This is a genomic window from Yoonia maritima, from assembly GCF_003003285.1.
GTDB lineage: Bacteria > Pseudomonadota > Alphaproteobacteria > Rhodobacterales > Rhodobacteraceae > Yoonia > Yoonia maritima.
In genome coordinates this window covers 83,371-97,048 of the sequence record NZ_PVTP01000005.1, presented here as the reverse complement: position 1 = coordinate 97,048, position 13,678 = coordinate 83,371, and the positions used below count along the sequence as shown (strand labels likewise).

Sequence of the window (13,678 nt, the reverse complement as noted above, 5' to 3'; positions counted from 1 at the left end):
GATTTGCCGAATTGGCTGCGAAAATTTTGGCTGCGCTTTGGCTTCCCGTTTGTCCGACACAGAAGGGAGTCCTTATTCCTGAATTCTTCTATTGGTTCATAACATTAACGGCCGATCGCCATGCACAAAATAATAATGGTGATGAATTTATGTTGCAGTCAAGGCACGCACGCGGTCAACCAGCCACGTCATATCGGCGTCACGGATACCAAGCTGCGTTAGATGAGCAGCCGTATTGAACAGATATTCTGTGTTCGGGCCACGACCGCCGATGGCTGTCGCGATCATCTGTGCCTGCCGTTCAAGGTCGAATTGGCAGTACTGCACATGATTAGGGTCGATGACATAAGCCAAAGCGCGAATCGTGTCATTGTCGTCAGTCTTTAGGTCGACATGTTCTTCGACATAGGCGGACGAAATGAGTTCACGTTCGCGCAGCTCACCAAGCACTTTGTCTTCTTCGGCAGGGGCGACTTGAAACGCCATACCTGTGCATCGCCCACCGGGCATTGCGTCAAGTGCCAGAACAAGACCGGGTTCGTCTTCTGATCCGCGATGATGGATCGAGAGCATGCAGAAACTGCGGTGGTAGTCATGCAGGCAGGCTTTGACCGCTTTTGCGGGTGCAAAGCCGGGATTCCATAGCAATGACCCATATCCGAAAACCCAAAGCGACATGATACTTTCCTTTTCCTAACAACCATAAACACTGGAATGGCCCTGACGAAAAGACCTAGCGCGGGCTGTTCCCTAAATCGCCAAAGATCGCTGTGGCATGCTCTTGGAGGTAAATCTTTAGCCATGGGGTATAGTTTTTAGGGTGCCGCGCCACATCGGCAGACAGATCATAAAAATCGACCCAGCGTGTTGCCATGACTTCATCGGGATTTGGCGTGAATGTCAGGTCATCGGGTGCCTCGGCGACGAATACCTCGACGACCTCGTGTTCGATAAGCCCGTTGCCCACATCCGCGCGATATTCAATCTGATCACGGTGGCTGGGGTATAGTCCTGTGATCCCGAGTTCTTGTTCCAGTCTGCGCATGGCACAATCGCTGTCGGTCTCGTTCCATTCTGGATGGGTACAGCAAGTGTTCGCCCATAGGCCGGGTGTGTGATATTTCTCCAGCGCGCGCTGCTGGATCAACACCCGCCCACGGTTCATCACAAAGACGCTCACGGCCTTGTGTTTTAAGCCCTTTTCATGGACTTCTAATTTCTCGACGGGGGTCAATGTCCCGTAAACCCATGAGGGAATCATCTGTTGTGGCATTGGTCAGGCCTAGTTTGTTCGCCGCACATATAGCCATGAAACCTTTGGATTACACCCCGACACAATGCCCCACGTTAGATCGCGACTTGCGTTTCAAAAAACTCTGGCGCAACGTTCTCTCAAAGCGCTTTGAGATGGAGTATTGAAATGACAATTCGTGCGGTTGTGTGGGGCGAAAATGTCCATGAGCAGACTAATAAAGTTGTGTCTGATATTTATCCTGACGGGATGCACAGTGCGATTGCGGATGCGATTAGTGATGATGAGGTGATAGCCACCACCGCGACGTTACAAGATGCTGAACATGGGCTGACCGAAGAAAGGTTAGCCGAAACCGATGTCTTGTTATGGTGGGGCCACGCGGCGCATGGCGATGTATCTGATGAGGTCGTTGAGCGCGTTGCAGACCACGTGAATGCGGGAATGGGCCTTATTTTATTGCACTCTGCCCATTTCGCTAAAATCTTTAAACGGCTGATGGGAACGCCTTGTAATCTGACCTGGAGAGAGGCCGGAGAACGAGAGCGGCTTTGGGTAACATCGCGTAATCATCCGATTGCGGCGGGCTTGCCTGACCACTTTGAACTTGAAAACGAAGAAATGTACGGTGAACCTTTTGGCGTTCCAGAGCCGCTCGAGACGGTGTTCATCAGTTGGTTCCAAGGTGGCGAAGTATTCCGTTCCGGGCTTACATATAAACGCGGCGCAGGGAACGTGTTTTACTTTCGTCCCGGTCACGAAACATATCCGACATATCACGACGCGAACGTGCAGCGTGTTTTGCAAAATGCAGTGCGCTGGGCCTATAACCCAGCCCCCCGTGTTGCAGGAGTGAATGACGCACCAAACGTTCCTGTCGATCAGGCGCTTGAACCTATCGAGGAACGCGGCGCACGTCTGCACCAAGACGGAGAGGAAGGTTTCCGATGATCCGTGTTTTGATCGTAGGTACCGGTGGAATGGCAAACCAACACGCCGAAGCCTATGCCGCGATGGAAGATGTACAGGTCGTTGCCGGTGTGGACCCTAACGCAGCTAACTTACACGAATTTAACGCCAAGCACGGCATCACACATGCGTTTGATCAGGTGCAAGATGCGCTTGATTGGGGGGAATTTGACGCGGTGTCTAACGTAACGCCTGATGCAATACACCACCGGACAACACTCCCGTTCCTCGCAGCGGGTAAACATGTTCTATGTGAAAAACCGCTTGCGGCAAACTATGAAGATGCGGCCGAAATGGTTTCTGCTGCAAAGGCCGCGGGCGTCGTGAATATGGTCAACCTGACTTATCGCAACGTTCCCGCGCTGATGCAGGCCGCGGAAATGGTTGCCGCGGGCAAGATTGGTGAGGTGCGCCATTTCGAGGCATCCTATCTGCAAAGTTGGCTTACCCAACCAACATGGGGCGACTGGCGGACCGAAGATCAATGGCTGTGGCGTTTATCGACTGCACATGGATCAATGGGCGTGTTGGGCGATGTTGGTGTCCATATTCTGGATTACGCAACATTTGCAGCTGGGTCTGACACAGCGCGCGTTTCTTGTCGTCTGAAAACGTTTCACAAAGCGGAAAATGATCAAATTGGTATCTACCCGCTGGATGCAAACGATAGCATGACGATGCAGCTCGAGCTTGTAAATGGTGCGGTGGGCGTCATTCACGCCAGTCGGTTCGCAAGCGGTCATATCAACGACCTAAGCCTGCGTTTGTTCGGTACCGAAGGCGGGCTTGAGGTGCGTTTCGAAAATGAAATCAGCACGCTAAGGTCGTGCATCGGTGGCGACATGATGACAGGGGCTTGGACAGACATTGCACCGGAAACTATTCCGACGAATTATTCCCGCTTTATTGATGCTGTTCGTGCAAATACGATGACCAACCCTGACTTTGCGCGTGGCGCTGCGTTACAACGTGTTTTAGATATGGCCGTTAAGTCAGACACAGACGGATCACGCGATCAAGTCTTATAAGATTAGCACCGTACGGTGCTAATTTTGACTTTTATCCGCAACTAGGGTTGAATTCTATTATGAAATTTCGCCCTTGCCGTGCGCGGTGCGGATAAGCGCAAACATTTCAGAAATACTTTTGCGGTAGGGCTTATTTGCAATGCCTATACAGATCGCGGTTACCCGTGCGTTGTGTCGATACGGATTGGAAGGTTTGAAATGAATGAAATCCTTGTACCGTTGGCTGCTGCTGACTTGATTGACCGTATTGCCTTGTTGCAGCTGCAGATAGAAAACGACGCGACTGGATGCCAAAATGGTGCTGCGCGACGTCAGAAAAATCTTTTAGATCGGCTTGCGCATCGTGTTTTGCCAGACGACGTTGATCTTCATCGGATGCGGTTGCACCTCTACGAGGCAAGATGTGATCTTTATGCTATCGAAGAAGACTTGCGCGCTTGTGATGAACGGGCAGAGTTTGGCGTGCCGTTCGTTGCCTTGACCCGTGCGTTTTTAGCTTCTCGTGACGCGCTTGAAGATGCAAAGGCAGAATTACGCGATCATTTGAGCAAACCTTTGTTGATAAACGAAGAATATGTACAAACGCAGGGACGCAATGACGTTTAATAAGGCATATTTTTAGCTAATTTTACCATTAATCATGCGTTCATTGCTTCGCGTCTACCTCTGTTATTGGGTGAATAACGAGGTGGTAAGATGGGTGTCGAAAAAGCTGCGCCAATAATTATTAAACGAAAAAAAGTGGTGTCTGGTGACGGTCACCATGGTGGCGCTTGGAAGGTTGCATACGCTGATTTTGTCACAGCGATGATGGCGTTCTTTATGCTGATGTGGTTGCTGAACGCGACAACGGAAAAACAGCGCAAAGGTATCGCGGATTACTTTTCTCCTACGATTCCGATCAATCGCATTTCCGGGGGTGGTTCCGGCGCATTTGGTGGCGACAGTATTTTCTCGGAAGATGTCCTTGCGATGAATGGCACCGGGATCAGTCAACCGACTATTGGCGCGAATCCTGTGCGTGTCGATGACGCCGATCAAGGTGAAGCTGCCGCAGTTGCCGCTCAGGTGGCAGCGCTGCGCGATATCGAAGAGGTATTGATGGGGCGCGGTGGCGAAAGCATGCTGTCAGATCAGGCATTGCGCCATATCGTGACGCGCCTCACTGACGAAGGGTTGGTTATCGAAATATTTGATCTACCCGATGCCGCGTTATTCGTTGATGCTACGACGACGCCTCATCCGGTGACAGCTGAAATTGCCGCAATGCTTGCGCGCTTATTTCAGGTCGTAACTAACCCTGTCGTCGTAAAAGGGCATTTGCGGGCAAAGACGGTTCTCGCGGTTGATAATCCGATATGGGAACTTTCCACTGGGCGCGCCGCTCAAATGCGTCTGATGCTTGAGGCGGGGGGGCTGGATCCACGCCGGATTACGCGTCTGACCGGGGCAGGTGATCGTACCTCTGCTGTTCCTGATCCGACCGCTGCACGGAACAACCGTGTCGAGGTGGTCCTGCTGCGGTCCGACCGATAGCCAGAAGTAAGTTGAATTTTATCCGTTAGGCTGACGTTAATTCTGAGCCATTAGGCATGAGGGGACAAATGATCTTCGACGCAGAAAGGCTCAGCTATGACCATTTCCTCTTCACTGAACGCGAGCGTTGCGGGGCTCGCGGCGAATGCATCGCGCCTAGCGACGATTTCTGACAATATCTCAAATTCCTCGACCTACGGATATAAGCGCGCGGTTACGGACTTTCACTCTATGGTCATCGAAAGCGGACAGGGAAGCTATTCTGCCGGTGGGGTTCGGGTTTCAACGACGCGTTTGATTGACGAACGTGGAGCGCTCGTATCGACGTCGAACTCGACTGATTTGGCGGTGCGGGGGCGGGGAATGCTTCCTGTGACTTCAGAAGCCTCAGTCGCTGCAGGTGAAGATAACCCCTTGATGCTAACAAGCACCGGATCGTTTCGGACTGATGCCGAAGGTTATCTTCAAACAACTGGTGGGCTGGTGCTCATGGGTATTCCTGCGTCCGCGGATGGAACAATTCCAACTTATCCACGCGATTCTGCTGATGCGCTTGAGCCAATTCAGATCAACGCAAATCAATTTATTGGTGAACCAACAACGACCGTGGAAATGGCCGTGAACCTGCCTGCAACCTCTGCCAGAGAAGGTTCCGATGGTGATGTTGAAACGCTGTCCGTCGAATATTTTGATAACCTTGGTGCGTCTTCAACGCTAAGCTTTTCGTTCACACCGACCGTGCCCGCGACAGGTGCATCAAACGAATGGACAATGGAAATTCGTGATAGCGAATCAGACCTTGATGCTGATGGAAATCCCGATGTGGTTGGCTTGTACGTTTTGACATTTGACGATAGCCGAGGCGATGGCGGAACAATGGCAAGCGTCACAGACGTGGGCTCCGGCGGTGCGTATGATCCCGCTACAGGTGCATTGGTGATCAATGTCGATGGCGGCCCGTTAGAGATCAACATTGGCGAACTCGGAAGCTCGGCTGGTTTGACCCAACTATCTGACGCATTTGCGCCCGTATCCGTGACAAAGGATGGTAGCCCCGTTGGTAACATGATTTCTGTTGAAGTCGATGAAAGTGGCTATGTGCGCGCGAGTTTTGATACCGGAACTAACCGTATCTTGTATCAAATCCCCTTGGTCGATGTCCCGAACATGAATGGCTTGGAAGCGCTCGATCAGCAAAGCTATCGGGTGACCCCAGATAGTGGATCATTCTTTTTATGGGATGCCGGTGACGGGCCAACTGGCGATATCGCAAGCTATGCTCGCGAAGAGTCGGCGACCGACGTAGCAGGTGAATTGACTGAACTGATCCAAACGCAACGTGCTTATTCATCGAATGCCAAGGTCATCCAGACGGTGGATGAGATGCTGCAAGAAACCACGAATATTAAACGCTAACCGCATATTGGAGTGACGGGAGATGAGCTTAACAAGCGCGCTCAATAACGCGATTTCTGGACTGACTTCGACGTCACGTATGGCAGAAGTCATTTCATCAAATCTGTCAAATGCATTGACAGACGGGTATGGGAAACGTGCGGTTGAGCTATCTTCGGTTCAGGTCGGTAATGTTGGTGGCGGGGTGCAAGTCGTCAGCATTAACCGTTTCGTTGACGCTGGTATATTAGCCGATAGACGATTGGCTGACGCTGCGTTGAGCGGACAACAAGATACAGTAAACACGCTGACACGCCTGGAGCAAAGCATCGGAGGTATCGGCGACGCACATGGGCTTTCCGCGAAGCTGGCTACATTCGAAAATGCATTGATTAGTGCCGCGACCGATCCCGCGTCCGAAACACGGTTAACTGCTGTTTTCAGCGGCCTTGAAGGGGTTACTGAGACCCTGCAAAGCAACACGCGTGATGTACAAGCACTTCGTCAGGAGGCAGATCAGGCAATTGCGAATGATGTTCAAAATTTGAATATGGCCCTTAAACAGGTCGAAAATTTGAATAAAGATATTTTGCGTATGCAAGGCAGCGGTAACGATGTGTCTGCCTTACTTGACGCGAGGCAGACTGCCGTCGACGAAATATCCGCAATTGTCCCTGTACGTCAGATAGATCGTGAAAACGGTACAATTGGTCTCATGACAACGACGGGAACGACTCTATTAGATGGACAGGCTGTTGAGTTCGGTTTTTCGGCGACGCCAACCATTACTGCGGACATGACATTTTCATCTGGTGCGCTTGGTGGGATCATGCTGAATGGTGCACCTATCGATTCAGATAGCGGTATTGGTCGGTTAGATGGTGGATCACTTGGGGCTGCCTTTACTATGCGCGACGATACGTTGGTCGCAGTTCAGCAATCACTCGACGAAATTGCCGTAGACTTGATCGCCCGTTTCGAGGATTCATCGACTGACCCAACTCTAACCGCAGGCGATATGGGTTTGTTGACGGACGAAGGGCGCGCGCTTGATCTTGGAGATATTCCGGGGTTGGCGGGGCGGATATCTGTCAATGCTTTGGTCGACCCAAATAAGGGGGGGGATCTTCGCTTGTTACGCGATGGTATCAACTCTGTGACTGCCGGTCCGTCAGGCAATGCTGCGCAATTGAACAGTTGGCTTGACGCACTTGATATCGCTCGGGCGGATGCCCCAGGTGGGGTGAGCCTGTCTGCGATAGGCCGAGTTGCGAATTTTACCGACGAAGTTGGTTCCGTGCGTTTGAATGCAGAAGAACAACTAAGTTTCACCGCGGCGCGCTGGGATACATTGCGAGAGGCAGAACTCGCAAATGGGGTCGACACCGATATTGAATTGCAAACGTTAATGCGTGTCGAACAGGCATATGCTGCCAATGCCAAAGTGCTCGAGGCCGCAGATTTTATGATGCAACGACTTATGGAGATTTAGACATGCCGATAAGTTCTGTAGGCGATATGGCACAACAGTATAATACTATGCGTAACGGGTCGACGATAAAACTCGAACTGTCGGGCCTCGCTGAAAGCATGTCTTCCGGGCGGGTCACAGATGTTGTGCAGCATCTGGGTGGCGAAACTGCGCAGCTTTCTGGTATTAATCACACGCTGTCTCGCTTGGATGCTTACATCACGTCGGGGGGCGAAATTGAAAACTCCTTAGCGAATATGCAGCTGGTCTTGGGGCAGATCGACACGATTTCTCAGGAAACAAGTAGTCAACTGCTATTGATAAATAGCAACGCGTCAGAGGGGCAAGTGACTGAAGCATCGCGCACGGCGAGATCAAATTTCGACACTATGGTCAACTTGCTGAATACGCGTGTCGGTGATCGGGCATTGTTCGGCGGGGCAGATGTTGAAAACACTCCGCTTGCTAGCGCTGATGACATGCTTGGCGATATAGTCACGGCGATTGGCGGCGCCACATCTCAGGCCGCAATTTCAGCCGCTATTGATACTTGGTTTGATGACCCGTCTGGTGGTTTTGCAACAATGGGTTATCAAGGGGATACAGGGGCAGTCGTTGAAAGGCGCATTTCAGGTGACACTACCATTTCTGTTGATGCTCGGGCCGACGATATCGCGATCCGTTCCACACTGAAATTCGCGGCTCTGGCCGCTATTGCGGATGAAATGCCTGCATTGGATTTGGGTACACGTTCCGGGCTGCTGCAAGAGGCCGGAATCGGGCTGTTTTCGGCTTCAAGTGAACTTGTTAACGTTCAAGCGCGTGTTGGCTCCTCAGAGGGTACCATTACGCGTGAATTGACTGAGATGTCCGCGCAATCGGCGGTGCTTCAAATTGCAAAAAATGATCTTGTTTCGGTGGATCCGTTCGATACTGCCTCGCGTTTGCAGGCGGTGCAATTGCAGCTTGAAACACACTATGCGGTGACCGCACGGATGTCGCAGCTATCTCTTCTGAGCTATCTATGATGAATATATTTAAAGTGCTGCTGTGTTGTGTGGGTTTTTTCACTTCATTTTCGGTGCAGGCGTCACCCATTCGGATCAAAGACCTTGTTGAATTTGATGGGGTCCGATCCAATGATTTAGTGGGATATGGCCTTGTTGTTGGATTGAACGGAACGGGTGATGGTCTTCGGAACTCGCCATTCACCGAAGAAATTCTAAGTAATATTCTTGAACGTCTCGGCGTGAACGTTACCGGAGAACAATTTCGCCCCAAGAATGTAGCGGCGGTTTTGGTTACAGCTAGCCTACCGCCATTCGCTCGGGCAGGTAGTCCCCTAGATGTTACGGTATCGGCGATCGGCGATGCCAAAAGTTTGTTGGGGGGAACTCTTATTATGACGCCGTTGAACGCGGCTGATGGGGACATATACGCCGTCGCTCAAGGTACAATCATTGCGGGGGGCGCTTCGGCGACAGGAGACGGGGCATCCGTTGTGCAAGGGGTGCCAACAGCAGGTGCAATTCCTTCTGGCGCGACCATAGAACGAGAAGTGGCATTTGACTTTGCTGGCATGACAACCTTGCGGTTGGCGCTTCGTACCCCCGATTTTACAACTGCGGGCCGTATCGAGTTGGCAATTAATTCAGATTTTGGTCGTGGCGTCGCGATCATGTTGGATGCCGGTACTGTAGAACTTGATATTGACGCAGCACGGATGACTTCGCCTGCACACGTACTAGGTCGTATCGAGAACATAATGGTTGAACCCGAGAGGCGCGCCCGGGTTGTTGTGGATCAACGATCTGGAACGATTGTCATGGGTGACGATGTTCGGATTAGTCGCGTGGCCGTCAGCCAGGGGAACCTAACGTTGAGGATACAAGAAGCACCGCTTGTGTCGCAGCCGAATCCATTTTCGCCCGGCGAAACTGTTGTTGTACCGCGAACGAATGCTGAAATTATTGATGAACCGGGTATCGGTTTGGCTGAAGTAGACGAGGGAACGTCGTTAAGCGAAGTTGTGGCAGGGTTGAATGCTTTAGGCGTAGCACCACGTGATATGATCGACATCTTGAAAAGCATCAAAGCTAGCGGAGCGCTACATGCAGAATTCATCGTCCGTTAGTGGCCTAATCGCAGTCAATATCTCATCCATAAACTACGGCGAAGCATAGCGATAAAGTGAGGTGAACCGTACCCCAAATCCATGCGACTTTACTTGGGGCCCTTGGGGCCAATCTCTTCAACAGGGCTTTAGACGGTCTTTGCTGCCCGCATTAGTTGCCACTAATTGTAACTTCGGACTAAACTTGATGCGATGAGGCCCCAACCATCTGCAACGACGAAAAACGCGAGCTTGAACGGAAGCGAAACAATTGCCGGTGGCACCATCATCATACCCATCGACATCAGGACTGCGGCGACAACTAAGTCAATGATCAAAAAGGGTAAAAAAATCAGGAAACCCACCTGGAACGCCCGTGCGATTTCACTGAGCAAAAACGAAGGTACTAATACAGACAAAGGTGCATCGGAAACTAGCGTTTGTGCTTCGACATCGGGCCGTAAGTCCGCCAACGACGCGAAGGTGTCAGGTTCGACGCGTGCGACCATAAATACCCGCAATGGCCGCATTGTGTTTTGAAATGCTTCGTCTAATTCTATCGCCCCACTCATCAACGGTTCAATCCCGGTATTCCAGGACTCCAGAAACACAGGTTCCATTACAAAATATGTGAGAAACAGGGCCAGACTTACAATAAGCATATTGGGTGGTGATTGCTGAAGTCCGATCGCTTGGCGTAAGATTGCGAATACCGTCACAATGAAGGGAAAGCAGGTCACCATTATTGCGATACCAGGCACAAGGCTAAGAACCGTCATCAGGATAATGAGTTGAACGGAACGGGTGGCAAGCGAGCCATCATCGCCCAACGAAATCGATATGTCCTGCGCAAGCGCAGGAGAGGTAATAAACACGAAAATAATCGTGCAATAAAAAATGTTCTTTTGCATCTAGTTGAGCTCGTCCGGCTCAGAGATCACCTCTGTTAACCGTACAGCGAGCTGGCCCGGTTCGCCGGTTTCTAGTTCTTGCAGTTCACCTCTTGCGATGAGGCGATCACCTATGAAAAGTTCGACGGGGTCTTCGATACGTTTGTCCAGGGGGATTACCGCATTCTCACCCAGAGCAAGCAGATCTCGCACGAGTGGGCGTGCTTTCCCTACCGAAACGAGTATCTCGATTGGGATGCGACGAAGTGGGTTTCCGTCTGTCGTTGAGCGGAGTTCTGGGTCATCCATGCCGGTCGATCCTATTATCTGAATGTGTAAGGGCGCTAAGAGTGTCGTTGATCTGTGCAATGAGGCTATCGGCATCAAGGAATGTCTCTTTCTCGATACAGTCGATCCAAGCCGAATTTTCAGATAGAGTGTTGTCGTCGCTAATGCGGATTGCCAGTTTTTGGTCCGCGAAAAGTTGCTCTATCGCCTGTCGTTGTGTCGGGTGTACAAAAAGAGTGGGGCCTCCTGATGTGCCGGTTTCGATAGCCAACTTCACTGCGTCGAATAGTGCCGGTCCAAAACTGGCTGCCGCCATAGCCGGCAATAATTGGCTTGAGATTGCGGACAACAGTGGCCTGAAAGATTGCAGTAGCTGTGCGCGTGCTTCCTCAAAGCCGAATTCAATATCGGCGATCGCGTGAACAAGTTGTTCTTTCAGCGCTGCTGCGTCGGCGCTTGCGAGTTCAGTTGCTGCGTCGAAGCCCTGCTCGTAACCGCTTTGGAAATCTGGACTAGGACGTTTAGGATTTGATCCACTACCGTCAAACGATTCAAGAGAAAGCATGTGTGTCATTATGTACTAGCCTTCGGGGCTGGTTCTTCGATCCATTCTTGCAAAATTTGAATGGTTTCAGTTTCTCGGTCAGAAACCATCTGACGAAGCCGTTTGACGGGGTCTGCAGATGCGTCTTCGATAACATCGACATTGTTACTGGCCGCTTCCGAAGTAATCGCTGCAGTCATCACCGAAAGATTGTTGTTTTCGTCCGCGTTATCGGGCGCAGGCAGCAGTGAAACAGGTGCGAGGATCGGTCTTACTACGAAAATCCCTAAAATGAGAGCGACAACGGCAAGAACTCCAATTTGAATAAGCTGCATCGTATCTAAGGGAACACCTGTAGCGGGTGCGCTGACCGTCGTCCCAAGCGAAGCGATTGGCTCAAACTGCATAGACTTCAGCGTGATAATGTCGCCGCGCGCTTCATTGATTCCAACTGCTGATGCAACAAGCTCTTTGAGTGATGCCAGTTCCGCTTCGGTTCGCGGCTCGAGAGATGTTTCGCCAGTCTCTGATACTGTTACTTGTTCGTTCACCAAGACGGCGACTGTAAGTCGCTTAATCGCACCTGGTGCACGCAGCAGTTGTCGTTCAGTTTCTGAAATTTCATAATTAGTTAGCACTCTGCTTTCGTTATTTTCGTTACTCGATGCACCTCCTGTACCGTTCGCATCGCCGTCAGGTAGATTGGAGGCCACCGTCACATCGCCGCCGCGACTGTCATTGGATACACCCGAGCTTTCGGTGACATCGGTGCTAATTGCGATGCGACTTTCTGGATCTAGCCGCCGTTCGGTAATGGATTCTGTTTCGGTCACAGTATCCATTGTCACTTCAACAACGGCGTTTCCCGGTCCGACACGTGCTGCAAGTAGCCGTTCCGCTTGTTGACGCAAAGCAGCTGCGCGGTCGTCACTACTTGCGACGATAGCATTTCCATCAGGATCGGACAGAAGTCCGCCATCATCATCGATGACCGCGACCGATTCGGGTGCCAATGCTGGTACCGCGGCTGCAACGAGGTATTGCAAAGCTTTGATATGCTGACCCGATAGCGTTCCGCCAATGGTTGTGACTGTTACTGCGGCTGTCGATGTTTGGTCTCGTTGAAACGACCGTGAAGATGGTGTCGACAAATGGACCCGTGCCGACCTTATGTGAGGGCTCGCTAATATTGTGCGTGCGAGTTCGCCTTCCTTTGCGCGCCAGTATGCAGCGTCGAACATTTGCGACGTGGTGCTAAATCCGGAAAGCGAATCAAGTAATTCATACCCTTGATTACCACTTGCTGGTAAGCCGTCGCTCGCCAGCCCCATCCGCAGCGTATCTCGCATCACTGTTGGCACATATATCGCATTCCCACGGACTTCATATGCGACACCGCGTTGGTCAAGTGCGGTCAAAATTTCGCCTGCAGCGCGACCTTCTACGGCACCAAATAAAAGTGACATGTCCTCGGTGCTGGCCCCCTTGGCGAGGGTTAAAATTGCGGCGAATACTGCGGCAGTAGCCACAAAAACGTACATTCTGCGACGCACATCAAGCGTAGACCAAACGGTGCTGAGGCTTTTCAATGTTGTTCTCCATTTCGATGGCATTCTGCCTATGTTCTCTGTTTGGACTAGGAGCCTTAACAATCGGTTAGGGCTTCTTGGTTTATGAAAAGTTTTATCAAGAGACAAAAAGGGCTGTGTCATGTCGGATGAAACGGATGCTCCTAAGAAGGGAACAAAGACACCTTTGGTGATTGGGCTGGTGCTTGCGCTGATTGGCGGGGCTGGTGGTTTCTTTGCTGTGCAAAAGGGGGCAACTGATCATGTCGAAGGTGCCGCGCCAATGAGTGAGGACGTTCACGACACTGATCAGATGGCGGTTGCATTCGTTGCACTTGATCCATTGATTGTTTCGCTGCCAAGCGCGCAGGGGCGTGAACATTTGCGTTTCGCTGCGCAGCTAGAGGTCGCTCCTGAACACGCGGCTGAAGTTGAGGCGATCAAGCCACGCATTATCGATGTCTTAAACGGATATTTGCGCGCAGTTGAGATAGCACACCTCGAAGACCCGTCCGCGCTTGTCCGGTTGCGTGCGCAAATGTTGCGTCGGGTACAGGTCGTTGCGGGCGAAGGTCGAATTCGAGATCTTTTGATTATGGAATTCGTATTAAGTTGAGAGGCAAA

At 51.3% G+C, this 13,678-nt stretch carries 15 protein-coding genes; 9 read left to right on the top strand and 6 right to left on the bottom strand.

Going from position 1 to position 13,678, the window contains the following annotated elements:
- Positions 1-147: 147 nt before the first annotated feature.
- Both CLV80_RS09040 and idi read right to left on the bottom strand, forming a co-directional pair.
- Positions 148-678 (bottom strand): gamma-glutamylcyclotransferase, encoded by a 531-nt coding sequence (locus CLV80_RS09040; RefSeq protein ID WP_106357180.1) that lies wholly within the window; start codon positions 676-678, stop codon positions 148-150.
- 55 nt (positions 679-733) lie between these two features.
- Positions 734-1,273 (bottom strand): isopentenyl-diphosphate Delta-isomerase, encoded by a 540-nt coding sequence (gene idi, locus CLV80_RS09035; RefSeq protein ID WP_243394482.1) that lies wholly within the window; start codon positions 1,271-1,273, stop codon positions 734-736.
- A 147-nt stretch (positions 1,274-1,420) separates the two neighbouring features.
- Between idi and CLV80_RS09030 the strand changes: the two genes are divergently transcribed.
- The 8 genes from CLV80_RS09030 to CLV80_RS08995 all read left to right on the top strand — a co-directional run bounded on the left by CLV80_RS09030 (position 1,421) and on the right by CLV80_RS08995 (position 9,785).
- Positions 1,421-2,203: a ThuA domain-containing protein gene (locus tag CLV80_RS09030; protein ID WP_106357178.1), complete on the top strand. Its 783-nt coding sequence runs from the start codon at positions 1,421-1,423 to the stop codon at positions 2,201-2,203.
- Positions 2,200-3,249 (top strand): Gfo/Idh/MocA family protein, encoded by a 1,050-nt coding sequence (locus CLV80_RS09025; protein WP_207766546.1) that lies wholly within the window; start codon positions 2,200-2,202, stop codon positions 3,247-3,249. Before CLV80_RS09030 ends, CLV80_RS09025 begins: the two co-directional genes overlap by 4 nt.
- 198 nt (positions 3,250-3,447) lie before the next feature.
- Positions 3,448-3,855 (top strand): hypothetical protein, encoded by a 408-nt coding sequence (locus tag CLV80_RS09020; RefSeq protein ID WP_106357175.1) that lies wholly within the window; start codon positions 3,448-3,450, stop codon positions 3,853-3,855.
- Positions 3,856-3,945: 90 nt separating this feature from the next.
- Complete coding sequence (locus CLV80_RS09015) at positions 3,946-4,785, top strand: flagellar motor protein MotB (RefSeq protein ID WP_106357173.1); 840 nt, start codon at positions 3,946-3,948, stop codon at positions 4,783-4,785.
- Between the two features lie 96 nt (positions 4,786-4,881).
- Positions 4,882-6,201, top strand: a complete 1,320-nt coding sequence (locus tag CLV80_RS09010) for a flagellar hook protein FlgE (protein WP_106357171.1) — start codon at positions 4,882-4,884, stop codon at positions 6,199-6,201.
- A gap of 22 nt (positions 6,202-6,223) precedes the next feature.
- Positions 6,224-7,672, top strand: coding sequence for a flagellar hook-associated protein FlgK (flgK, locus tag CLV80_RS09005; RefSeq protein ID WP_106357169.1), 1,449 nt, complete (start codon positions 6,224-6,226; stop codon positions 7,670-7,672).
- A 2-nt stretch (positions 7,673-7,674) separates the two neighbouring features.
- Positions 7,675-8,679 carry a flagellin gene (locus tag CLV80_RS09000; RefSeq protein ID WP_243394481.1) on the top strand — a complete coding sequence of 335 codons (1,005 nt, stop codon included), beginning with the start codon at positions 7,675-7,677 and terminating at the stop codon, positions 8,677-8,679.
- Positions 8,679-9,785 (top strand): flagellar basal body P-ring protein FlgI, encoded by a 1,107-nt coding sequence (locus CLV80_RS08995; protein WP_106357604.1) that lies wholly within the window; start codon positions 8,679-8,681, stop codon positions 9,783-9,785. The genes CLV80_RS09000 and CLV80_RS08995 overlap by 1 nt, the downstream gene beginning before the upstream one ends.
- A 161-nt stretch (positions 9,786-9,946) precedes the next feature.
- Here the strand turns inward: CLV80_RS08995 and fliP are convergent, their stop codons facing one another.
- Genes fliP through fliF form a run of 4 tightly spaced genes read right to left on the bottom strand, consistent with a single transcriptional unit; the run spans position 9,947 to position 13,075 of the window.
- A complete protein-coding gene (gene fliP, locus CLV80_RS08990; protein WP_106357167.1) occupies positions 9,947-10,675 on the bottom strand; it encodes a flagellar type III secretion system pore protein FliP in 729 nt (242 codons plus the stop codon).
- Positions 10,676-10,963, bottom strand: a complete 288-nt coding sequence (locus CLV80_RS08985; RefSeq protein WP_106357165.1) for a FliM/FliN family flagellar motor switch protein — start codon at positions 10,961-10,963, stop codon at positions 10,676-10,678. It lies immediately after the preceding gene.
- Positions 10,956-11,516 carry a FliH/SctL family protein gene (locus tag CLV80_RS08980; protein ID WP_106357163.1) on the bottom strand — a complete coding sequence of 187 codons (561 nt, stop codon included), beginning with the start codon at positions 11,514-11,516 and terminating at the stop codon, positions 10,956-10,958. Before CLV80_RS08980 ends, CLV80_RS08985 begins: the two co-directional genes overlap by 8 nt.
- Entirely contained in the window at positions 11,516-13,075 is a 1,560-nt protein-coding gene (gene fliF / locus CLV80_RS08975) for a flagellar basal-body MS-ring/collar protein FliF (RefSeq protein ID WP_165793352.1), read from the bottom strand. The genes CLV80_RS08980 and fliF overlap by 1 nt, the downstream gene beginning before the upstream one ends.
- 121 nt (positions 13,076-13,196) lie before the next feature.
- Here fliF and CLV80_RS08970 point away from each other — a divergent pair, with 121 nt between their 5' ends.
- Positions 13,197-13,670, top strand: a complete 474-nt coding sequence (locus tag CLV80_RS08970) for a flagellar basal body-associated FliL family protein (protein ID WP_106357158.1) — start codon at positions 13,197-13,199, stop codon at positions 13,668-13,670.
- The last annotated feature ends 8 nt before the right edge of the window (positions 13,671-13,678 follow it).